General features: G+C 59.7%; 15 protein-coding genes. 5 read left to right on the plus strand and 10 right to left on the minus strand.

Annotation, left to right across the window (positions count from 1 at the left end; genetic code table 11):
* Nucleotides 1-19 precede the first annotated feature (19 nt).
* On the minus strand, nt 20-2,800 hold the full coding sequence (locus BMAGN_RS04290) for a tetratricopeptide repeat protein (protein ID WP_152593291.1): 2,781 nt from the start codon (nt 2,798-2,800) through the stop codon (nt 20-22).
* Between the two features lie 429 nt (nt 2,801-3,229).
* A complete protein-coding gene (gene rpmB, locus BMAGN_RS04295; protein ID WP_022859948.1) occupies nt 3,230-3,424 on the minus strand; it encodes a 50S ribosomal protein L28 in 195 nt (64 codons plus the stop codon).
* Between the two features lie 348 nt (nt 3,425-3,772).
* Here rpmB and BMAGN_RS04300 point away from each other — a divergent pair, with 348 nt between their 5' ends.
* Both BMAGN_RS04300 and rsmD read left to right on the plus strand, forming a co-directional pair.
* Nucleotides 3,773-4,837 carry a PfkB family carbohydrate kinase gene (locus BMAGN_RS04300; protein WP_026502055.1) on the plus strand — a complete coding sequence of 355 codons (1,065 nt, stop codon included), beginning with the start codon at nt 3,773-3,775 and terminating at the stop codon, nt 4,835-4,837.
* A 5-nt stretch (nt 4,838-4,842) separates the two neighbouring features.
* A complete protein-coding gene (gene rsmD / locus BMAGN_RS04305; protein WP_022859950.1) occupies nt 4,843-5,490 on the plus strand; it encodes a 16S rRNA (guanine(966)-N(2))-methyltransferase RsmD in 648 nt (215 codons plus the stop codon).
* Between the two features lie 49 nt (nt 5,491-5,539).
* Here rsmD and trmD read toward each other — a convergent pair whose 3' ends face one another.
* From trmD to BMAGN_RS04335, 6 genes are all read right to left on the minus strand, one after another.
* Complete coding sequence (gene trmD, locus BMAGN_RS04310) at nt 5,540-6,427, minus strand: tRNA (guanosine(37)-N1)-methyltransferase TrmD (protein ID WP_022859951.1); 888 nt, start codon at nt 6,425-6,427, stop codon at nt 5,540-5,542.
* Nucleotides 6,428-6,491: 64 nt separating this feature from the next.
* Nucleotides 6,492-7,082, minus strand: a complete 591-nt coding sequence (gene rimM, locus BMAGN_RS04315; protein ID WP_051126646.1) for a ribosome maturation factor RimM — start codon at nt 7,080-7,082, stop codon at nt 6,492-6,494.
* 22 nt (nt 7,083-7,104) lie between these two features.
* Nucleotides 7,105-7,338: an RNA-binding protein gene (locus BMAGN_RS04320; RefSeq protein ID WP_022859953.1), complete on the minus strand. Its 234-nt coding sequence runs from the start codon at nt 7,336-7,338 to the stop codon at nt 7,105-7,107.
* Nucleotides 7,339-7,340: 2 nt separating this feature from the next.
* Nucleotides 7,341-7,784, minus strand: a complete 444-nt coding sequence (rpsP, locus tag BMAGN_RS04325; RefSeq protein ID WP_022859954.1) for a 30S ribosomal protein S16 — start codon at nt 7,782-7,784, stop codon at nt 7,341-7,343.
* A 152-nt stretch (nt 7,785-7,936) separates the two neighbouring features.
* On the minus strand, nt 7,937-8,347 hold the full coding sequence (locus BMAGN_RS04330) for a hypothetical protein (protein ID WP_022859955.1): 411 nt from the start codon (nt 8,345-8,347) through the stop codon (nt 7,937-7,939).
* Between the two features lie 165 nt (nt 8,348-8,512).
* The gene (locus BMAGN_RS04335; protein ID WP_022859956.1) at nt 8,513-9,241 is read right to left on the minus strand and encodes a type 1 glutamine amidotransferase; all 729 of its coding nucleotides are present in this window, start codon (nt 9,239-9,241) and stop codon (nt 8,513-8,515) included.
* A 180-nt stretch (nt 9,242-9,421) separates the two neighbouring features.
* Between BMAGN_RS04335 and cysS the strand changes: the two genes are divergently transcribed.
* Nucleotides 9,422-11,032, plus strand: coding sequence for a cysteine--tRNA ligase (gene cysS, locus BMAGN_RS04340; RefSeq protein WP_022859957.1), 1,611 nt, complete (start codon nt 9,422-9,424; stop codon nt 11,030-11,032).
* Between the two features lie 66 nt (nt 11,033-11,098).
* Here cysS and BMAGN_RS04345 read toward each other — a convergent pair whose 3' ends face one another.
* Nucleotides 11,099-12,004, minus strand: a complete 906-nt coding sequence (locus BMAGN_RS04345) for a cation transporter (protein WP_022859958.1) — start codon at nt 12,002-12,004, stop codon at nt 11,099-11,101.
* A gap of 324 nt (nt 12,005-12,328) precedes the next feature.
* On the opposite strand from BMAGN_RS04345, the gene ffh reads away from it, so the two are divergent.
* The gene (gene ffh / locus BMAGN_RS04350) at nt 12,329-13,942 is read left to right on the plus strand and encodes a signal recognition particle protein (protein ID WP_022859959.1); all 1,614 of its coding nucleotides are present in this window, start codon (nt 12,329-12,331) and stop codon (nt 13,940-13,942) included.
* Nucleotides 13,943-14,056: 114 nt separating this feature from the next.
* Nucleotides 14,057-15,442 (plus strand): endonuclease/exonuclease/phosphatase family protein, encoded by a 1,386-nt coding sequence (locus BMAGN_RS07860; protein ID WP_022859960.1) that lies wholly within the window; start codon nt 14,057-14,059, stop codon nt 15,440-15,442.
* 42 nt (nt 15,443-15,484) lie between these two features.
* Here BMAGN_RS07860 and BMAGN_RS04360 read toward each other — a convergent pair whose 3' ends face one another.
* Nucleotides 15,485-21,697, minus strand: a complete 6,213-nt coding sequence (locus BMAGN_RS04360) for a hypothetical protein (RefSeq protein ID WP_152593278.1) — start codon at nt 21,695-21,697, stop codon at nt 15,485-15,487.
* Nucleotides 21,698-21,741: the final 44 nt, after the last annotated feature.

Raw genomic sequence — 21,741 nt, forward strand, 5'->3', positions numbered from 1 at the left:
ATACCACTACTTCAACTACCTAAACCATGGCGTCCGCGCCGATGCGCAGACTCGCGCTGACCAACGAACACACGTCGCCTTCCGTAATGCGGCTGAGGAACCACACGGCCTCGTCCGCGGCAAGCGGGAAACCCGCGTCCACGAGTTCGATCGCCGCTTGCGCCACAATATTAACCACATTGTCGCTGGGCGCTACAGGAATTGCCGCCGCGCGTAAGGTGGCATGGGCCTGGGGCGTGGTGGGGATTTGCGTATCCTCATCCATGATGCTCATCAGCTCTTGCATCTCGGCGCGCGCGTTCTCGTAAAACGCCGACTGCTGGTTTTCCGTGGCTTTCACGTAACAGGCGAGCGCCACGTCCGGCGAGCCGAGCTGCCACATCGCATACGCGAGGCGGTAATAGCAGAACGCGATGTCCATTGGCATGACGGCCACGCGCAGCGCATGGATCAGCATGTCCGAAGCCTCGTCGAAATCTTCGTCGAGTTCCGCGTACGTCATGGACAGGTCGATATACGACTGCGCGGTGGTCGGCGCCAACGCCACGCATTCGCGCTGCTCGCTAAGCGCGCGGTCGTGGTTGCCGGCGTCGCGGTCGATGCGTCCCAGCAGCAGTTTCGCGTCGAACATCGCGTCGGGAACGCGTTCGTACCGTACGGAATCGTCATTGCCGTCGAGACTGACCAACAGTCGCATAATCGGGCGTTCGCAATACAGCCGTTTCGTTTTCGCGCGGATTTCCGGCGTCTTGCCATGCGCAAAGTCGACGGCGCCGTCTTGCGTCGTTTCGAATGAGAATTGGCCCGACAGTTGCGCGGCGAACTCGTCGGCCGCCTCCTCGTCGGTGTGTTCATCGGGTTGGGTGGCGTCTTCCAGCCGCAACAGTACCGACTCGAGTTCGATCGACGCCGTCAATAATGAATCCTCATTTTCCGCGACGATTTCGCTGATCTCGGCGCGCGTGACGATTTCATCGTCATTCATGACGTCGAGTTCTTTCGCGGTGTCCGCACGCAACAATTTCTGCAGCGACGGAGGCAGCGGCCGATCGTCTTCCCATAACGGCTTGCGTTGCGCGAGCAGGGAGTCGGAAACGGCAAGCGGATCGACAGGGCTGAGGCCGCGATCTTGGTTGAAACGCAACCGATGTTCCGCCGGATCGATCATGCGGTAGATGCCGAGCGGATCATTGTCGAGCTCCACATTGTCCAATTCACCGGAAATAAGCGGCGGCAGCGTATGCAGATTGAACATCGTACGGTCGTAACGCAACGACAACACGGTGTCTCCCGTAATGGAACCCGCGTTGCATGTCACGGTCACATTCGTGATGTTCAGGCTGCTCGTAAACGCGTTATATGCCATAAGCGCGTTGAGGCGCAGCGCATATGCGGCGGCATGGGCGCTGCGGCGCGATTTGACGTCCTCGTAGGAGCCGTCGACCATATCCGTGGACGGGAACATCATGGCCGTGGGCGTAGTGCACACGATGGCCATGACGCCTTCCTGCGTATTCACATCGCAGCGGTATTCCAGACGGTAAGGCAGCGAGAGCTGCTCGCACACGGAAGTGAATCGTGTGTAGGCGTCCCAATTGCCACCCTGCTGGCCCTCGACGTTGTGGATGGTGCGCCAGGGATTGTCTTCGGTGGCCGTTTGGCGGATGAATTTGGCGTGCTCGCGCATGTTGTGCGCGCTTTCCTTCACGGCGTCATAGCAGTCCTGCTCGCTTGGCGTGGCAAGCATGCCCATGCCGTTGTCGCGTTTGCGCGCCGCGATTTCCACGGTGGACAGACGGTTTAGGGCCGCTTCCACCGAAGCGATGAGATCGTGTTGCAGGCCTTGCACTTGCGTTTCATCGAAGCGAATCCAGAACATGTCCGTGGTGGTCAGACGGATGAGCTCGAGCTTGTGCTGCGCCGCGATGGCACGCAGGTCGCCCGCGCCAGCTTCCACGAGCTGACGCGCGGAGAAACGTTCGAAGTCGCTGACGTCGGTCGCGTGCGTGGTGCCGCGCCAGATCAAGGCATTGACGGCGTCGGGAAGCGGCTGGCGCAGTACGCGCAGGAACAGCTCGCCGATGCGGCCTCCGCCTGCGCCCACACGCTTGCAGTGCATGCGCGGCACATAACACAACCCGAGCCACGCCACGGTCATGAACGACAGCGGATCATGCCATTGGCCCATGTGGTCGCCAAAGTCGGTGATGGCGCCCATGAAGCGGAAATAGTCCGAGTAATGCACGTATTCGCCCACGGTCACGGGGAAATCCGGCTCCTGCTCATTCGTCACTTGGATGGCGCCACTATGCTTGGATTCGTGCCAGCGCGCCAGCCACAAGTCCGGCATATTGCACAGATGAATCATCGTGCCCGCATTCGTGGTGCTCGCCGCGCTTGCGGTGTTGGCGTTCGGGGTCGTGGCGGCTGCGGTTGCGTTTGCGCCCATGCTGAGCGGCGTCGCGGCATCCGGGGCCTCAGTAACCGAACAGCATTCCCGATCCACATGATTCGGATGGGTGTCGAGCACGTTGGGGCTGTGCTTATTAGTGATGCGTTTTATTGAAGTGTCGGGAGCGTTCACCGCGTAGGCCTTCATGGATGTACTGATCACGGCCAGCGGGAGCGCCTTGCGTTTGCCGGAAAGCTGCACTACATAACCAGCGACCTCAATGTCCTGGTCCACTTTGGCAAACAGCGCGCCATTGACCACCGCGTACGTTTCAGTACTCGGTAGTCCGGGAAGAGCGGAAATTTTCGTGACACGGGCGGTCATAGGTAGCGGTAGTACCTCAGTCATATGAGCCTCCCTTTTTCCTTGTTTGTATGCCCCAAAATCGTATCTGTAACAAGCCTTCAACGGAATAAAAATCTTGCGAAAATGCAAAATGATTTCGTAATGTGGGCGAGGTGAAGGGGAGGCGCGGATTTGAAGCGTTAGCGGCCGGTTTCAGCCTCTTTATTCTGCAGTTTTTCTGCATTGCTTCTTCTGCATTTTGCGACATGAATCGCGGCGTGTCTGTCGCAAAATGCAGAAGTTGGGGGGAAGTACTGGGAGTTTGTACCGCGGGCGGTACGCAACCACCACGGATCAGGCGAAGTAATAGGACGTTTGTACCGCCAGCGGACCAAAGAAGCCCCACAAATCCCGCGTACCCCTACAAGTCCCTCCAAATACGGAAAAACCCCGAAGATTAACTCTTCGGGGTTATTCACATTTATCTCATGCTCACGCCGCTACGCGAGAAACCTTGCCGGCCTTGAGGCATTTGGTGCACACGCGGATGTGGGTGTTTTCACCGTTGATCGTCGTGTGAACACGCTGCAGGTTCGGGCGGAACAGGCGCTTATTGCGGATATGAGAGTGCGAGACCGAGAAACCGGTCTGCGGTCCCTTGCCGCACACTGCGCAACGAGCTGCCATAATGGACTCCCTTGAAATTTCTGTTGACTTGCAAGTCTTGCGTGCAACATCCTACGCGAAGGCGTGGAAAAACACGCAACTACACCACGCTACAACGGTTTAGGGGGTTTTGCAAACCGCAAAACGCTGGGGATTGTCATAAAACATGCCGATTGTGAGGAATCATACAGATTTGCGCACCATCGTAGCGAATCTCGTCCGTTTCACACCCTTATGAAACGGACGGGTTTTGTGAGAATATCGGAAGAATGCTGGTATAGCCACCGGCGATCGAGTACAGATTGATGACAGGAATTGTAGTGAGCATTGGAACGCGCTAGAGGAGTGCGGTAGAAGATCGGAGCAATTATGTTGAGCGACTTTCTCAGTAGATTTCATGTGCAGCGGGACCATGAGCCCACGGTAATTTCCTTAGGACAAATCTGGGTCGACATCATGATGGATGTCAAAGAACTTCCCGCTGCGGGCGAGTTCATCAACGCGCGCCACGTCTCGCGGTCGGTTTCCGGAAGTTTCCGCGTACTGCAGGCCGCCAGCAAAATGGGGGCGCGCACCGAAAACGCGAGCATCATGGGAACGGGCCATTGGGCCACCTATATCCACGAAAAAATGAAGCGCGCCCACGTCGTCTCCACGGGGCAAGTCAACGGAACGCGCGACAACGGCTTCCGCATTGTCCTGAACGACGGTTCGGCCAAAACGTTCATCGCGAGCCATGGAGCGGAATCGATGGGCGACGTGCGCATGTTCGACCACGTTACGCCACGCGAAGGCGACGTGGTCTATATTTCGGGCACGTCACTCATGAATGAAAGCGCGGTAGGCGTCAACGAATTCATCAAACGTCCCGAATGTAGTCCCGACGAGCGCACGTTCAAAATCGTGATCAACCCCACGAACTCGCTGCAGCTCGTGAGCGACCAACTGCTCGAACATCTCGTGCTCGCGCGGCCCATCTGGTCGTTGAACCGTCAGGAGGCGCGTACGCTGGCCAGCCGACTGGCCGTGCATGTGGATGAATCCAGCACGCTTACCGTGGGCGGAGGATTCGACGAATCCATGTTCAAGCTTTGTGAAGCGCTCGGCAACGCGCTGCACTCCACGGTGATTCTGCGTGCTGGCGCCCGTGGCGCCTGGGTGAGCCGTAAGAATCGTCCTGTGGTGCATATCGAGGGCTTTGAAACGAAGGCCACGCATATCCGTTCTGCGGGACCGTGCCATACGGGAGCGCTGTGCGCACTACTCGCGGAAGGCTGGGATATCGAGGACGCCGTACAGATCGCAAATGCGGCCGCCTCGATCGCCATCGCCCACAACAAGCATGGCATTCCCACGTCGGCGAGCTTCGAGGAGTCGGTGGCGCTGGCTCAGACCGCGGTAAAGGAGACGGCGCAAGGCCGGATGCTAAGCTAAAACGCATGCATATCATTACTGGCCGTTTTAAAGGAACTCCGCTCACCACACCGCGGTCGGTAACGCGACCCACTACGGATCGCACGAAAGAGGCCATTTTCTCGCATCTGGATTCATGGGGCGTCCTGGAGGACGCCCGCGTGCTCGATTTGTATGCGGGCACGGGTGCGCTGGGATTCGAGGCGTTGAGCCGCGGCGCGAACGATCTTGTGCTCGTGGAGGCGAACGCCCAGGCAGCCCAGCTGATCGCCCAGACCGCTACCTTGCTGCGCCGCCAGCGGGCGTGGACCAGCGGTCCGGAACTGTCCGTGCGCGTGGTCAAGGCGCGCGCTGAACGCTATGTGGCGCGCATGGCCGCGAACAACGCGAAGCATGCTGAAGAGCCCACGCAGTTCGACGTGGTGCTTATGGATCCGCCCTACGCCGTGACGACGGAAGATTGCAACGCGCTGCTCGCCGACCTTGTGCAGGGCAAAGTCGTGGCCGAAGACGGCCTCATGATGCTCGAGCGTTCCACGCGTTCCGAACTGCCCACGCCTCCCGCGGGCTGGCAGATCAGCGAGCGCCGCGATTACGGCGAGACGGCCGTGTTCTATATGGAGCCGGAGTCCGAGTCGGCTCCAGAGTCAGCATCGAACTCGAGCGAAGAGTAGGTCGGAGCTGCCCGTAGTAGCAACTCCGTGCCCGCACAACTACTGACGGTTACCTGCGCGGATGCGCGCCTGACACATTCCAGCCAAGCGCCATAAGCGCCTTGCGGTCCTTTTTGTCGAGTGCTGTGCAGTCGAGCGCTTCAATAAGGTCGGGGCGGATACGGCTCGTTTTTGCGAGCGCCTCGTCGCGGCGGAACCGGTCGACTTTGCCGTGGTCGCCGCTTGTGAGCACGCTCGGGACGGCCATGCCGCGCCATACGGCCGGTTTCGTGTACTGGTAATGTTCCAGCAGCGCGTTGTCTCCCGTGTACGACTCCTCGACAATCGATTCGGCGTTGCCCATGAATCCCGGGATCAGTCGCGTGATGGCTTCCAGCATGACGGACACGGCCACTTCGCCGCCGTTGAGCACATAGTCGCCAATCGAATATTCGCGCACGTCCACGTCTTGCGCACGGTAATACTCGGGAATGCGTGCGTCATATCCTTCGTAACGACCGCATCCGAAAATAAGATGCTGTTTGCGCGACAGTTCCGTCGCGTCCGCCTGGGTGAACAGGGGAGCGGACGGATTCGGGAAGATCAATACGGGCCAGTCGTCAGCATGTTTCGCAACGTCGGCGTCTTCAGTGACAGACGCGTCGTCAATATCGTCCGTATTGTCGGGAATGGCCGTTTCATGAACGGTTTCGACGATTTCTTGCGGCGCCAGTCCCAGCAGTTCGTCGAGACATTCGGCCCAGACTTCCGGCTTCATCACCATGCCTGCGCCGCCGCCGACAGGAGTGTCGTCCACGGAGTGGTGCACGTCGTGCGTCCAGTCGCGCAGATTGTGGCTTGACACGTGCACAAGGCCCTTCGCTTGCGCCTTGCCGAGCAGACTTAAATTGAGTACCTCAAAATATTCGGGGAACACAGAGACGATGTCGATATCCATGAGCGCCATGCTATAAAACAAGCAATACAAAACGCGCCCATGGATATGCGGCAGTTTCGTCCGGTCACAGTCCCGGAATAAGTCCTTGCGGCGGATCGAGCGTCAAATAACGCTCTTCCGGATCGATTTCGGGAACGAGCTGCTCCACGAACGGTACAAGCGCCGTCCGCTCGCCAGGCTCTCCCGTCTGTTCGTCGATCGGCGGGTTGGCGAGACGGATTTTGAGCAGCCACTGCGGGCCGTCCAACACGTCCACGACTTTGCCGACCACGAGTCCGGCCGGGTAACCGACCATGGAGTCCTGCGTGATGCGCGCCTCGAGGCCAATCAGGTCCTTGGCGTACCACAGATCGTCTTCCATCATCGTTTCGAGATCTTCGGCTTCGCAATACAGGTCCGTGCCGTTGATCGACTCGGCTGCCGTGCGGTCGTCGATGCCTTCGAACTTGACGATCCAGCGATTGTTCATCGTTCGCGCGCGCTGTACGGTAAACACGGTTCGGCCGTCGCGCGTGAACAATTGGGCACCGGGAGCGAACCGTTCTTCCGGTTCGTCCGTAAATGTGCGCACGGTGACTTCACCTTTCAGTCCCTGTGCGCGTCCAATATGGCAGACCCTCAACAGCTCACGCTGCTGAGGGTCGTCACTATGCAAATTCTGCACCACGTTCACAGTCTCACTTACGAACATCCATGATGTCTACGCGGACCTTATGGTCGGCCATGGATTGGACCACGCAGCGCACGGCGTTCGCCGTACGGCCGTTGCGTCCGATCACGCGACCAATATCTTCCGGATTCACGCGAACGCGAATCAGTTCACCGCGAGCGTTTTCATGGGACTTGACCGAAACGTCGTCAGGAAAATCAACGATGTTCTTGATCAGATGTTCCACGGCTTGTGCAAGCATAATCAGGCTTCCTCAACGTTAGAATCAACGATTTCAACCTTTTCGTCAGCAGCGGCCACCTGAGCGGCGGTTTCCTTGGCTGCGGACTTGGCGGCCTTAAGCTTCTGGGCTTCGGCTTCGGCCTGTTCCACGAGAACGGCGGCTTCCGGCTTGGCCGGAACAGCCTTCAGGTGGCCTTCAGCACCCTTGAGGCCCTTGAACTTCTGCCAATCGCCGGTGATCTTCAGCAGCTTGAGCACAGGCTCAGACGGCTGAGCGCCAACGCCGAGCCAGTACTGAGCGCGCTCAGAATTGATCTCGATGGTGGAAGGCTGGGTGTTCGGGTTGTACAGACCGATCTCTTCGATAGCGCGACCGTCACGCTTCTTGCGCGAATCCATTACGACCACGCGGTAGACGGCGTAGAACTTCTTACCCATGCGCTTGAGACGAATCTTGGTTGCCAAAATGGCTCTCCTTGTAATCTAGGGGTGCTTTTCTTCCGCTCCATGTGGGGCATGGAACATCGGAATCGCGTGTTCCTTGTGCACCGCGGCAGTAGAGGGCCCCGCAGCCACAAATAACCCCGTGATTATACATCAAGGGGGTGGAAAAGTGCTCAGTCCTTCTTGGAACCGCAGCCGCAGGCTTTCTTAGCGTCCTTGGCCTCTTCCTTGGCTTCCTTGTCCTCCTCCTTGGAGAACTTCTTGTCGGCCTTCACGTCTTCCTTGATCTCGGACTCGGCGGCCTTGTCGCCAGCCTTCTCGAGATCTTCTGCGACCTTGTTGATTTCCTTGTCCACCACGTCTTCTTCGTGGTCGCCACGGTCCACTTCACGGCCGGCCTTGTTGGCGTCGTGGTTGGCCATGTGGATGTGGCCCTCGTCGGAACGGTCGAAGGACTCGTCGGTGGACTGTGCGGCCTTCACATATTCCTTGTAGGCGCGCTCGTCATGGCGCTCGGCGCGGTCGAATTCACGCTCTGCCTTGTGCTCGAAATGATGCTCACGCATTTCTTCAAAGTTTTCCATGATCTTAACCTTTCCCTTTCGGTGGCCTCCCGGCCGCCGTGTGGTTGTCAACGGTTTCATTAGACCATATTCGCGTAGGGTTCGGGGGTATTTTTGCAGCTGGCTATATTTCCAGATGACGCCCAGAAAATTTTATGGCTGCAAGGTTAAGAGCATGCGGAACCGCTATTTGAGCAGCGCTTTGGCGTAGGTACTGCAACGGGCGGCGAAACCCGAGAAAATGGCCTCGGCCACGGCCTGCATTTGCGGGTCGGCCGCGGCGAACGCCTCACGCAGCTGGGCTTTGGACCCGCCGGCGGCCTTGAGCTGCTTGACCATGGTCGGTTCGCTGAGCCATTCTTCGAGCAGCGGGGCCGTCACTTCCACATGGAATTGCAATCCGAGCGCCGATCCGAAGCGCATGGCCTGCACTTTCGTGGCCTCCGATTTAGCGAGCAGCTGGGCGCCTTCGGGCAACGTGGCGCAATCTGTATGCCAGTTGAGCACGTTGACGGATTTGTCCCACATTTCCAGGAATCCCTGGCCGGCCACACGTTTGATGGGGCCAATGCCGATTTCCGCGGAAGAGCCGTGCTTGATTTTGCCGCCCAGCGCGAGTGAAAGCAGTTGATGGCCCAAGCAGATGCCCAGCACGGGCTTTCCGGAGCTGACGCAAGCGCGGATAAGCTTCATTTCCGTTTTAAGTCCCGGGAAGTGGTCGGTGTCGTCGGCGTCCATCGGTCCGCCCATCACCACAAGACCGGCCGTTTCGTCAAAGTCGGACACATCGGGCTTCTTTTGCGTCGCGATACGCAACGTTTGCGTGGGAAGTTCACATTCTTCCAGATACGAGAGAATCCGTCCGGGACGCTCCCAATCGGCGTGCTGCAGTATGAGCACCTGAGGTTTCGCCATATTCCTGCCTTCCATATCGGCGGACATGTTCCGGTACCGAGTGTAAGTCCTGCGGTCGTGGCGCGCGGCCACGCACATACTCAATTTCCGTCAGCAGATTTTAATAGATAAAATCGACCGCAGAAAGCGGGCCCGGAACCCGCGCAAGTTTGTCTTAGAAGATCGGTAGGTTCAGAAAATATGACAAACGCCGAAAATCTGCGAATTTCCAACGGCTCCGCGGACTCTTCCGTAACGCGGGCCGCGCAGGATCTAGTACTGTACGACACCGCCACCCATACGACAAGCGCGTTCCAGCCGCTTCAGCCCGGCAAAGTGGGCGTGTATGTGTGTGGCGCGACCGTGCAGAGCTCGCCTCATATCGGTCATATTCGCGCCGCCGTCGCGTTCGATATTGTGCGCCGCTGGCTCATGCGCCTGGGATACGACGTCACGTTCATCCGCAACGTCACCGACATCGACGACAAGATTCTCGACAAATCCGCGGCCGCCAGCCAACGCTGGTGGGAGCGCGCCTATATTTATGAATGCGAGTTCACGCATGCCTACAACGAACTCGGCGTGCTCGCGCCGACTTACGAACCGCGCGCCACGGGCCACATGATGGCCATGATCGACATGATCCAGCGCCTGATCGACCGCGGCCACGCGTATGTGGTGCGCGAAGAGAACGGCGAACCTACGGGCAATGTGTACTTTGATGTGGCGTCGTGGCCGCATTATGGCGAGCTCACGCACCAGAAGCAGACGACCGAGGTGGATGAGGCCGCCGCCATCGCCGACAGCATGGGTCCGTCCGTGGACGCGGCCGGCGAGGACAAATACAATCCCGTCGATCCCGCCGACATGTCCGAAGACAAGAAGGACGTGCGCGATTTCGCGCTGTGGAAAGCGCCCAAGGACACCGATCCGATTACGGCGCGCTGGCAAGCTCCGTTCGGCGTGGGCCGGCCGGGCTGGCATATCGAATGCTCGGCCATGAGCCACCGTTATCTGGAAGGCATGTTCGACATTCACGGCGGCGGCCTTGACCTGCGTTTCCCGCACCACGAGAACGAAATGGCGCAGACGCGCGCCGCCGGCTACGAATCGGCCAACCGCTGGATGCATTCGGCGTGGGTGACGGCCAAGGGCGAGAAGATGAGCAAGTCGCTGGGCAACGGCCTGTCCGTGCCGGCCGTGCTCGCCGAGCACTCCGCGTGGGTCGTGCGCTACGCGCTCGGTTCCGTACAGTACCGCTCGATGCTCGAATGGAGCGACCAGACGCTCGACGAGGCGCAGGCCGCGTATGAACGCGTCAACGGCTTCATTGAGCGTGCGGGGGAGACGCTGGGCGAGCAGCCCGAGCGCGAGGAGATCACGGCCATTACGGCCGACATGCTGCCGCAGGATTTTGTGGCCGCCATGAACGACGACATCAATGTTTCGGGCGCCACGGCCGCCATTTTCACGGCCATCCGCCAGGGCAACGGCCTGATCGACCGCGTGCTCGGCGGCGAGAACGCGGCCCGCGGCGAACTGCGCGAAACGCTTGTCGCCGTGCGCGCCATGCTCGACACGTTGGGACTTGATCCGCTGGCCGAACCGTGGTCCGCGCAGCGCAACTCGAACGGCGAGGATGCTCCCGAGCGTGTGGCGCTTGACGCGCTGATCGCCTCCCAGATCGAGGCCCGTGCGCAGGCTCGCGCCAACAAGGATTTCGCCACGGCGGACGCGATTCGCGACGCCCTTACGGCCGCGGGCATCACGCTCGAGGATTCGCCGCAGGGCACCACCTGGTCGCTGAAGTGAGTGAGGGGCTTGGGGCTTCGGAGGTTGCGGCTTCTGAAGCCCCCAGCTTTCTGAAGATTGCTTGAATTACTCGAATACGAAGTCCACGTTCACGAGATGCAGTTTCTCCTGCAACGCGCCTTCCATGCGCTGGCGTGCTCCTACAAGTTCGTCCACATCAATCGACTGGCCCGTGCCATGTAAAAAGACCTGAACATCGAAGTTCATGCCCGTCTTGAACAGTTGCACGCGGTCGAGCTTGAGGTCCGCCGGCACGAGACGCGCGATGCGGTCTTCCACATATTCCATGAGATCGTCGTTCTCATGCACGCCGCCCACCAGCTCCACAAACGCTTCGCGCAACACCGACCATGGTTCCTTGGTAGTAAGGATCACAATGGCCGTGGTAATGAAGAAATCGCCCGTGTAATGCAGGAAGTCGAGCGGCGAATGTTCCGGAATGAGGAATACGATCACGGCTACAATGCCGATGCCCATGGAAATGATGCCGTCCACCCATGTGCCGTTGGCTTCGGCCTTAAGCATGGTCGAGACGTTGCCGATGCGCTTGTTTTCATGCCGGTAGTACCAGACGAGCCATAGGCACAGCGCCACGGCCGCGATCTGGTAAATGACCACGGGACCGAATTCCAGTTTGTGGCGCACGCCGAGGAAGAAGTAGTCGATCGCTTCGCGCAGCACTTCGATGAACGAGAATGCGAGCAGGGAGATCGTAAAAATGGACTTGCCGATCGCATACATGGGTTCCAGCGCGAACTTGCCGTTGGGGTAGCGCTGTGTGGTGCGGGCCGTGGTTTTGGACAATATCGCGGCCACGCCGCCCGACGCTACGGCGATTGCCGTGAACGCCGCGTCCAAGAACATCGCTTTAAGTCCTGTAATGAAGAACACCACGAATCCGCCGACCATCGTGATGATGTTCACCACAATGCCCACGACCAGTGCGCGCTGTTCAATGCTTTTCTGATCCATCCTGCTATTCCGTGCCATATATGTATTATTCCGCGCCGTTTTGCGTCGCGCGACTTGGATTCGCCGGCGGCAATCGGGCTTTTGTGACGGGCGAACTTGGCGAGGAAGATTTGGATAGAAACGGGTAGAAATGGGAAGAAACGGGAAGATTTGGGTAGAAATAGGGAGAAACGGGGAGAAATCGAAGATAACGAAGATTCACCGTACCGATCCGACATTCGCCTATCCCAAAGAATGAAAGATTCGCTGTTCCTGCCGCCCTACGTTGACCGGATTGCATAAGTTTGCCGGATTTCTCTGCTAACCATTAAACTTGGGGGCATTATGGCAGCTTTTAGTTCGTTAACAGATAAGTTCTCGAATGCGTTCAAGCATTTGAAGAGCAAGGGTAAACTTTCCGACGCGGATATTGACGGTACGATTCGCGAGATCCGCCGCGCGTTGCTGGACGCCGACGTCTCGCTCGACGTGGTGCGCTCCTTCACGAGGCAGGTGCGCGAACGTGCGCTGAGCACCGAAGTGTCCCAGGCGCTCAATCCGGCGCAGCAAGTGGTCAAGATTGTCAATGAGGAATTGACCGACATTCTGGGCCGTGGTGTGGAACGTCCGCTCAACTTCGCCAAAACCGGCCCGACCATCATTATGCTGGCCGGTCTGCAGGGCGCCGGCAAGACGACGTTGGCGGGCAAGCTGGGCTACTGGCTCAAGGAATCGGGCCATACGCCGCTGCTCGTGGCCGCCGATTTGCAGCGTCCGAACGCAGTGACGCAGCTTGAAGTGGTGGGCGAGCGTGCGGGTGTTCCCGTCTACGCTCCCGAGCGCGGTGTGCAGGCCGACGGCGGCGAAGCCGTGGCCGCTCCGGGCCAGACTACGGGCGACCCCGTCAAGGTGGCCGAGGATTCCATCGCTTACGCGCGACAGCACGTGTATGACACGGTGATCATCGATACCGCCGGCCGTTTGGGCGTGGATGAAGAGCTTATGAAGCAGGCGCGCGATATTCGCGACGCCGTGCAGCCCAACGAGATCCTGTTCGTGATCGACGCCATGATCGGCCAGGACGCCGTGCGCACGGCGCAGGCCTTCGACGAGGGCGTGGACTTCACGGGCGTGGTGCTGTCCAAGCTTGATGGCGACGCGCGTGGCGGTGCCGCGCTGTCCGTGGCGAGCGTGACGGGCAAGCCGATCCTGTTCGCCTCCAACGGCGAAGGACTCAAGGACTTCGAGGTCTTCCACCCGGACCGCATGGCTTCGCGCATCCTCGACATGGGCGACATTCTTACGCTTATTGAGCAGGCGCAGCGCGAGTTCGACGAGGAAGAGAGCCTCAAGGCCGCGCAGAAGATGTCCGAAGGCAGCTTCGGCCTTGACGACTTCCTGGCCCAGCTCCAGCAAGTGCGCAAGCTCGGCTCCATGAAGTCGCTGCTCGGCATGATCCCGGGCATGGCCCAGCACCGCAAGGAACTCGAGCAGTTCGACGAGCGCGAGATCGACCGTACCGAGGCGATTATCCGTTCCATGACACCGGAAGAGCGTGCCAACCCGAAGATTATCGACGGTTCGCGTCGTGCCCGTATCGCCTACGGTTCCGGTGTGACGGTATCCGCCGTCAACGGTTTGCTCCAGCGCTTCGAGCAGGCGTCCAAGATGATGCGCCGCATGACGAACAAGGCCGGTCTGGGCGGTTACCCGGGCATGGGCGGCGGTTCGTCCAAGAAAGGCAAGAAGAGTAAGAAGGGCAAGAAGGGCAAGTCCGGAAACCCGATGAAGCGCGAGGCTGAAGAGAAAGCGTTGCGCGCCAAGCTTGCGGGCGGCAACCGTTCGGGTTCCGCGTTCGCCAAGCAGCCGAGCGTCCCGCCTGAGCTGCAGGGCCTGATGAACGGCGACACCGAATTGCCGCCAAACCTGGGCGGCGGATTGAGCGGACTGCTGCACTGACAAACATGACGATGAGGACGTGTTCCACGTGAAACACGTCCTCATTTTTTCTAGTTTCACGTGAAACAATGGGATGGTTTCACGTGATGGAGAGAGGAAAAAACGAGGACGGGCATGGTTATTCTTTGGATTTTGCTGTTGGTGTGCGGCATCTGGCTTGCTCTTACGGAACTGCCGGCCGGCAAGGACGGCCATAATCCTTTGCCGTATGTGCTGGCGCTGACGCCATTCTTATATATTCCGCTCACGATATTCGTGGTGTTCGGCGTACTGGAGAAGGACTGGCCGTACGTGGTGTGCGCGGCCATGGTGCTGCTCGCGGCGCTGGCGCGCAAGACGCAATACATCCTCAACAACATCCAGGCCCCGAACACCGCCAAAAGGGTCGCCGAATATTACGCGAGGAAGCGCGAACTGGCCGAACAGGCCGGCAAATCCGCAGACCAGACGAGCAAGGAACATCGTGCCGCACGTCAACGCCTTGACGGCAACCATCCGGGAACGTTCCGCGTCATGACGCTCAACTGCCGATACGGACGTGCGAACGGCATCGAAATTATCCATGCCGTAGAACGCAACGATATTGCGTTGCTCGCGCTGCAGGAAGTCTCCGACGATCTTATCGCAGACCTGAAAAATGAAGGCATCGAAGCGCTGCTGCCATACCATGTCCAAGGCGTCGAGCTGCCCACTGACAACGGCGGATTCAACGCCATCTTCAGCCGCGTGGAACCGAACGAAACAACCGCGTCAGCCGTGGAAATCCCGGCCGCCGAAGTGCCCGCCATGAAATTCACGATCAACGAGGACCAGTCGATCACCTTCGCTTCCGCCCATCCGAAATCCCCGATGCGCGGTTGCCGCGAATGGTCGGAAGGCATCCGCGGCCTTGGCAAACTTGCCGAGCAAGTGCAGCCGAGCCGACAGCGCCAGATGTACAGCTACACGGGCCGTCCGCTGGAAGTGGACGACATTCGTACCGACGTGGAGGCCACGCAAGACAGCCAAATCAGCGTGGCCACGATGTCCGCGCAAAATGCCGCGGGTACGGCCGATCTCAACGAGGACAACACCATCCGCGTACGCCAGGAGGACGGCACCAGCGAAACGGTGACCTTCGAACCCAAGCAGCCCGACGCTTATGAGGCCGTGGCCGGATTCGCAGGGGATCCCACACAGCAGAAGGGTGCCGTGAACGCCCGCGGATACGGATACGGAACGGATGCGAACCGTCGCGACATGGTCGTGATCATGGGCGACCTCAACTCCAGCATCCCGCACCCAAGCTTCCGCGCGCTGCTCAACAGCGGACTGAACGACAGCGCGCTCGTGGAAGCCAAAGGCATTCACGCCACCTATCCGAGCTGGTTGCCGTGGCCGCGCATTGTACTCGACCACATTCTGTTCACGCGATACCTCACGGCCTCACAGGTCAAGCAGATCCGCGTGGACGGCAGCGACCACTTGGGACTCACGGCAACCCTGCATTTCACGAAGTAGCAGCAATAACAAAACGATAACGAAGCACTAATCCGGCCTGCATCACCTCCACCGTTTGCGCAAGGTGAGCAGGCCGGCTGCGCATAGCAGCAATCCCGCGCCGCCCATGGCGAACGGCATAAGCGCAATGCCCGTCTTCGCAAGCTTAGGCTCCTTGACCTGTACGGTTTCGCCGCTTACGCGCGGCTCACCGTAGGTGATGCGCTTATGGCTGGTAGCGTGCTCCAGCCGCTCACGGAAATAGAACGTGCCGGCCGTTCCCGCCACCACGTCGGGACTGTTCACGTGCGTGGCGCCTTCGGGAACCGTCACGCAGGCCGTAGCGGTCTCCAGCTTGTCCTCGGCCACATCGTCGCCATCATCCTGGCGCCAATATTCAAACGTGACGCAATGGCCTTGCGGAACATGGCCCGTAATAAGCGCCGTATCGTGAAGCACGTCGCCCACGGTGGCTTTCGACCGCGAGACCTGTGTGGTGATGCGGATAATCGACACCGTTTCATTGGTCACACGCGCCGCATCCGTAAAGAACGCGGCCGTGGGTTCGCCTGTTTGAATATTGGTAAGCGTCAGATCTTCGGCGCTCGCCAACCGACCAGTATTCACTGTCCCGTCTTCGCCACGCGCCGGAGCGGTCAGCGAGAACACGAAGTACACGCGCTGTCCCGCTTTGCCGCGGTAGGAGAGGGGACTCGTGATACTTACCTCACCATCATGCATCGCGGTGGCGGCGTCGGCCTGCGTGAGCATGTAGGCGCCGTGGTCGGCGTCCGTCCAGCTCGCCACTTCCTGGTCGTCGGCCGCTTCGCCATTGCCCAACGCATACACGTTCCACGACACCATCGTGCCCGCGAGCACGGGTCCGCGAATCGTGACGGTATCACGGATCTCGGTACGTTCCTCGACTACGGGATCCGTGGACGACTCGGCCTCCACCACGCGAACCGTTTCCGCAGGCTCGCGGGCCTCGCCATACGCCACCGTGTCGCCGTTGGGTGAGCATACGCGCGCACGGAAATAGTAGACGCCCATCTCCTTGAACAGATAGGCGGGGCTGTTCGCTTCAGTGGCCCCGTCCTCAAGTTCCAGTGCGTCCAAGACGGCCAGTTTCGTGTCGGTGGACTCGTCTCCTGTGCCTTGTCTCCAGACCTCCCACGCAATCGTAAGCGGACCGGCCAAGTCGTCCCGCAATTGCGGATCGCCATCATATACGAGATTCTTGAGATCCGTATAGTCGGACACGGCCGTACCTGCGGCAACTTGCGTGGCAGTGCGCGTACTGGCCGCAATGGCGCGCGTGGACTCATATGGAACGCGGTCATTGCCGCGATGGAACTCATCTTCGGGTTCATTCGGCAAGCGCAACGATTCCACGAAATAGTAATCCTTCGCCTCCGGCACGGAGACGGCGGGACTCGTGACCGTTTGCACATTGGAACCATGCGAACACGACTCGTAACCGAGCTCGCCAAGCGTCACCTGGCCCGTTTCGCCAATCAGATCGCCCGTGTCATAATCGTGCAGTTCGAAATTCGCGGTGGCGTCTTGCGGTACGCAGCCCTCAATGCGGGCCGTATCCACCGTAGTGCCGCCCGCGCCGCTCCACGCGTTCGTCACCGTGGTGATGCGAGCCGCCTCGAACGTCTCCTCGACCACGCGTTTGGGGGAGAGCACATAAGGCGCGTTGTCGGGAAGCCATGCGGAACCGTCTGCTTTCGCGAACCGAGTCACCCAATAATAGGTGCCCGGCTCCGTAAGTTCGCGGATCTGCGACTCCAATTCGGTAGTGGCGCTCGCCAACGCGACAGGTTCGATCGATTTGATGAGCTGGTCCGCGTCCGCATCTTCGCCGGCGTCCTGCCGATACAAATCGAAACCGAGCGTGTAGCCGTCCGCAAGATTGCCTTCGATGACCGCGCGGTCCTGTACGGAGGCGCCATGCGTCACGTTGACATAGTGGCGTCCGTCCGCATCCGTATGGACGCCGCTCGTTCCCGCCACATTCGTACTGATGCGTACGATTTCCATATGTTCTGCGGGCACATTGGTGCCGTCGTAGACCAGATGGTGTGACGCGTAGCCGTCACCCTGTTTCCAGTCGTCGGGGACGCGTACGGAGGCGTCTTCGATCGTGGGCTCGCCGCCGAGTTCGTCGGGCGTCCATACGCGGAAGCGCCATTGATAGGCGCCCGCTTGCTGCGGTGTGGCCATGACCGGCAACGTGAGCGTCGTGTTGGTGACATCTTCTTCCAGCGTCACACGTGTGGTTTGGCCCACGGGCTTGACGCAATTGCCATCGGCGTCCGTCGTCCACAACTGCGCCTCATAGGAAGAGCCTTTCGGCAGCGTGCCTTCCACGCGCAACGAGTCTTGCACATACTGGTTGTCGGTGGATACGAGCGGCTCAACGCTTTGCGACGCAAGCGACACCACACGGAACGATTCGCTTTTGTCGCGCGCCGGCGTGTAGGCGACCACATGGTCACGTCCTTCCACGCTGCGGTCCACATCGGGATGCGTTACGAGCACGCGTACGTAATACGTGCCCGCGCCCCAGTCGGCGCCGATCGTGAACGTCTCCGACTTCATCTGCTGCCAGATCGCGTCCGCGTTCTCGCCTTGCGGTGCCAAGCGCGACTGCGGCATGGCGTGGGCGTCTCCCGAGAACATCAAGGTGTCCGTGGCAACATCGCCCGCGCCCTGCTTCCACACCTCAAACAGGTATTGCGTGCCGGGAGCGGTCTGGGCCACGATCACGCCCGCATCGCCTTCCTGCTGACGCCAGGCGGTTTGCTTGAGCACGTCGTATACGCGAACGGTCTGTTCGGCGTATTGGGTGTTGTTCACGCTGAACCACTGTTTGGCGATCGTAGTGGAGTATTCCTGCACGGGTGTGCGCTCTTGGGATTCCACTCCCGTGCCGTGCTGGTCGCCCGACTCTCCGTAGACGGCCTTGTCCAATACGGCGCCGTTGGCTGTTTTCAGTGTTGCCACCCAATACACCACGCCCGCACTGTCCAAATGGAAGGATTCGTGCGCGGCCTTGAAGGTGAGTTTGCCTTCGCGCATGGCCGCCACATCCACGGGGAAATCATGGGAGGCGATGCGGTTCGCCTTCGACGCCGTATTGTGGCCGTCCTGCCGGTAAAGTTCCACCGTCACATACGAGCCTTGCGGAATCGACCCGACCATGCCCGACGGGTTCGCGTTGCCGTTGCCCTCGTGGCCTTCGGACTCGTGGTAAACCGTGACCATGTCATACAGCGGCTCTCCCGCGCCGCCCATGGGTTGGGCCTCGGAAGACACATAGCCGCCCGGAGCCACATAGGTGGTTTCCTCGGGCAATCCCAAATCGTGCGTGGCCACGGCCGTGCCGTCCGCCATATGCAGCGTGGCGCGCCAATATACGGTGCCCGCGTGCGCCGTTTTGGTGGCGGGGCTGCGCACCACCACAGGTTCCGATGCGCTCGCGTCGGCTTGCCGGTCGCTGATAGGCACACGTATGGCGTCCAACAGTTTTGCATCCACGGTTTCTGGTCCGGCCGTTACAGGCGCATACGCGTCGAAGGTCACGTAGGAGCCGCGTTCCACGCTGCCTGTGATGCGTGCCGTGTCATAAAACTCCTCATTCGGTTTTACGGCGGTACGCGACACATTGGTAGTGATAGAGGGGTGGAGCACCAGTACATCTTCACCGGCCGCGCCGAGCTCGTGCGAAGCGAGCGGATGGCCGTCGGCACGCATAACACGTACGTGCCAGTACACGCGTCCCGCACGCGTCGCCTTCACAGTGGGACTGACCACGTCGAATGTGGTGTTCCAATCGCTTGAATCCGCCTGCTGGTCGGTGACAGGCACCTTGGCGTTCTCCAACAATTTGGTCGTGGTGGTTTCAGGACCGCCGTCCACGGGATCATAAGCCTCAAAAATCACGAATGTTCCACGTGAAACCTTCCCATGAATCGTAGCCGTATCGCTGAATTCCTGATTCACATACACCTGTTCGGCGCTTGTTTTCGACGTGACGCTGATGCCGCGCACCTTCACCGTTTCCGATTCGATGCCGAACTCGTGGGACGCGAGCGCCTTGCCGTCCGGCGCGAACAGCTGCGCCTTCCAATACACATTGCCCACCGTGTCCGTCGACGTTTTGGGGCTCAATACGTCGAATGCGCGCTCGCCGCTTTCGTCTGCCTGCTTGTCGGTAACATCCACGCGCACTTCGCGCAACAGTGTTGGCGCGGCGAGATCGGGGTCGCCATGCACAGCGTCATAGGCCGTGAACAGCACATAGGAGCCGCGTTCCACGCGTCCCGTAACATGCGCCACGTCGTAGAACTGGTCTCCCTGGCCCACTTCCTCGTGCGACACATGGGAGGTGAGGCTTATGGGCGAAGCCGTCTGCTCAATAGACGACCGTTCCCACGGATCGTTGTAGTCGCTGCGGAAGGCCGTGGCGCGTGACGATCCGGGGAAGTCGTATATGAACACGTAATATCCTGTTTCTTTGGCGTCACTGGCGCGAATGGCGACGTCTTTGGCCACCGTTTTGGCTTGTTTGGTACCGTGTTCCAGCAATGTGATCGCGCCGCCGCCCACTTTGTAGGTGCCGTTTCTTGCCGGGACTTCCCATTCGCCGAGCAGCTTGTGGTGCTCGTCCTGTTTGGGCTCCTTGGGGGAGTCCGGCTCGTATTGCATGTCCTGTTCTCGGTTTCCCGTTCCCGAACCGGCCCACCATACGCGGATTGTGGCATTGGCGTCCGCGCTCATGCCGTATTCGTCGTTGCCCGCAAAGTCGCCATAGTCCGCGGGCAGCCCCGCTATCGTGATCGTGTCCATGATGTCGGTGTCGAGTCCCGACGCTTGTTCCAGCACTGTGGAATCGTGCACGATCGAGGACGGGTGGGATGAGGTTTCGTTGATTTTGCCCAGCAGATCGTTGTAGGAGTGCGTAATATAGTCGCGCGTTTCCTCGGGCTGCTCCGTTTTGCTGATCGTCCAGTACCACGATCCGAAGGTGCCGTTTTCCGGAGAGATGTAGTCTTTGCCGCCGGCCTGCGCCGTCACCGTTTTCGTTTCGCCAGGCTTGGTAAACGTGACGGTCGCTTCGCCGACCGGTTCCCCATAGGCGCCGATCAGGCGGTGCAGATAGTCGACAGGACTTTCCGGATTGTCAATATCGTTGGTGTGTCCTTTTCCGTCGTCCTGCGGGATGGGGGAGAGCAGCGTCTCGTCGCCCGTGAAATAGTAGCCGTGCGCCAACACGTGCACGCCGTCCGCCCAGCTGTCGCCCTGTTTGACGCCGCTCGTGACAGTGTCGGTAATGCGGTCGCCGGGATGGACTTCGCGCGTCGAGACGTTCGTGGTGACGGTGGGCTGGAAGTCCGACTGCACGCGGAACGACACATAACCGTTTTGCGTGGATGTGGTTTGTAGCGGTTTGAACGTGTTCTGGTAGCCGTCGATAATCTGTTTGCCGCCAGTAGGTGTGGCATAAGAAACGGTGGCCGTCACGTCACCGTTGCCTGTGGCGGTCCAGACGATTGATTGCGCGCCGCCCGTAGTGGTTCCTTTGTATGTTTGCGCGCCGTCCTTGGTGTCGTTGAAGCGTGCGGGACCTTTGAGCGTAACGGTGTACGCAAGTCCCGCTATGCGTTTGCCTGCGGCGTTGAGGATGCCCGGATCCACGGATCCCGTGCGTTTGCCGCTTGTATAGGCCTGTTGAATGTCCGCTTTTGCGGGCACGGCATTGCTGGCGGCCTGCCAAAGTTCAGCGGCCTTGTTGGCCGTGGCATTCCAGTCTCCGTCTTCCAGGCCGTTGTTGTTGGCCTTGAGCCACGACCAGTTGTTCGCGAGGTCGGGATCGAGATGGTCGTGAATTGCATATGCCACGGCCGACTGGATAAAGTCGTCATTGATATGGCGCAGATTCTGGTTGACCATGACGGCCGCGATCTGCGAATCCTTGTCCGTGGCGGGCGCCCAAGTGGTTTCCTTGCCGCCCCATTGGCCCATTTCAATACAGTAGACGGGCAACCCGTCGGCGAGGGAAATCCATTGGACGCCCAGATTCACCTCATGCAAACCGATAAGGCTTACGGGATTGATAAAGCGTCCGGCCCCGTATTTGCCGCCGTCAATGCCAAATCCGTTGGGACTCATGGCAAGCGCCTGCGCGGGCCCCAATCCCGCGAAAATCATGGCGAGCGCGGCCAGAAGCGCTCCCCACCATGTACGTAATGATCGTTGTGGCATGAGTTCCCCCTTTTCGCTGGTGTGCCACGTGGTCCGGTATCGCC

The sequence above is a fragment of the Bifidobacterium magnum genome (assembly GCF_000741255.1).
In the GTDB taxonomy this organism is placed as follows: Bacteria; Actinomycetota; Actinomycetes; order Actinomycetales; family Bifidobacteriaceae; genus Bifidobacterium; species Bifidobacterium magnum.

What these genes read in the sequence shown, in the direction of transcription:
- BMAGN_RS04290 (WP_152593291.1), bottom strand. Translation starts at nt 2,800, where the DNA reads ATGACTGAGGTACTACCGCTACCTATGACCGCCCGTGTCACGAAAATT.
- rpmB (WP_022859948.1), bottom strand. Translation starts at nt 3,424, where the DNA reads ATGGCAGCTCGTTGCGCAGTGTGCGGCAAGGGACCGCAGACCGGTTTC.
- BMAGN_RS04300 (WP_026502055.1), top strand. Translation starts at nt 3,773, where the DNA reads ATGTTGAGCGACTTTCTCAGTAGATTTCATGTGCAGCGGGACCATGAG.
- rsmD (WP_022859950.1), top strand. Translation starts at nt 4,843, where the DNA reads ATGCATATCATTACTGGCCGTTTTAAAGGAACTCCGCTCACCACACCG.
- trmD (WP_022859951.1), bottom strand. Translation starts at nt 6,427, where the DNA reads ATGGATATCGACATCGTCTCTGTGTTCCCCGAATATTTTGAGGTACTC.
- BMAGN_RS04320 (WP_022859953.1), bottom strand. Translation starts at nt 7,338, where the DNA reads ATGCTTGCACAAGCCGTGGAACATCTGATCAAGAACATCGTTGATTTT.
- BMAGN_RS04330 (WP_022859955.1), bottom strand. Translation starts at nt 8,347, where the DNA reads ATGGAAAACTTTGAAGAAATGCGTGAGCATCATTTCGAGCACAAGGCA.
- BMAGN_RS04335 (WP_022859956.1), bottom strand. Translation starts at nt 9,241, where the DNA reads ATGGCGAAACCTCAGGTGCTCATACTGCAGCACGCCGATTGGGAGCGT.
- cysS (WP_022859957.1), top strand. Translation starts at nt 9,422, where the DNA reads ATGACAAACGCCGAAAATCTGCGAATTTCCAACGGCTCCGCGGACTCT.
- BMAGN_RS04345 (WP_022859958.1), bottom strand. Translation starts at nt 12,004, where the DNA reads ATGGATCAGAAAAGCATTGAACAGCGCGCACTGGTCGTGGGCATTGTG.
- ffh (WP_022859959.1), top strand. Translation starts at nt 12,329, where the DNA reads ATGGCAGCTTTTAGTTCGTTAACAGATAAGTTCTCGAATGCGTTCAAG.
- BMAGN_RS07860 (WP_022859960.1), top strand. Translation starts at nt 14,057, where the DNA reads ATGGTTATTCTTTGGATTTTGCTGTTGGTGTGCGGCATCTGGCTTGCT.
- BMAGN_RS04360 (WP_152593278.1), bottom strand. Translation starts at nt 21,697, where the DNA reads ATGCCACAACGATCATTACGTACATGGTGGGGAGCGCTTCTGGCCGCG.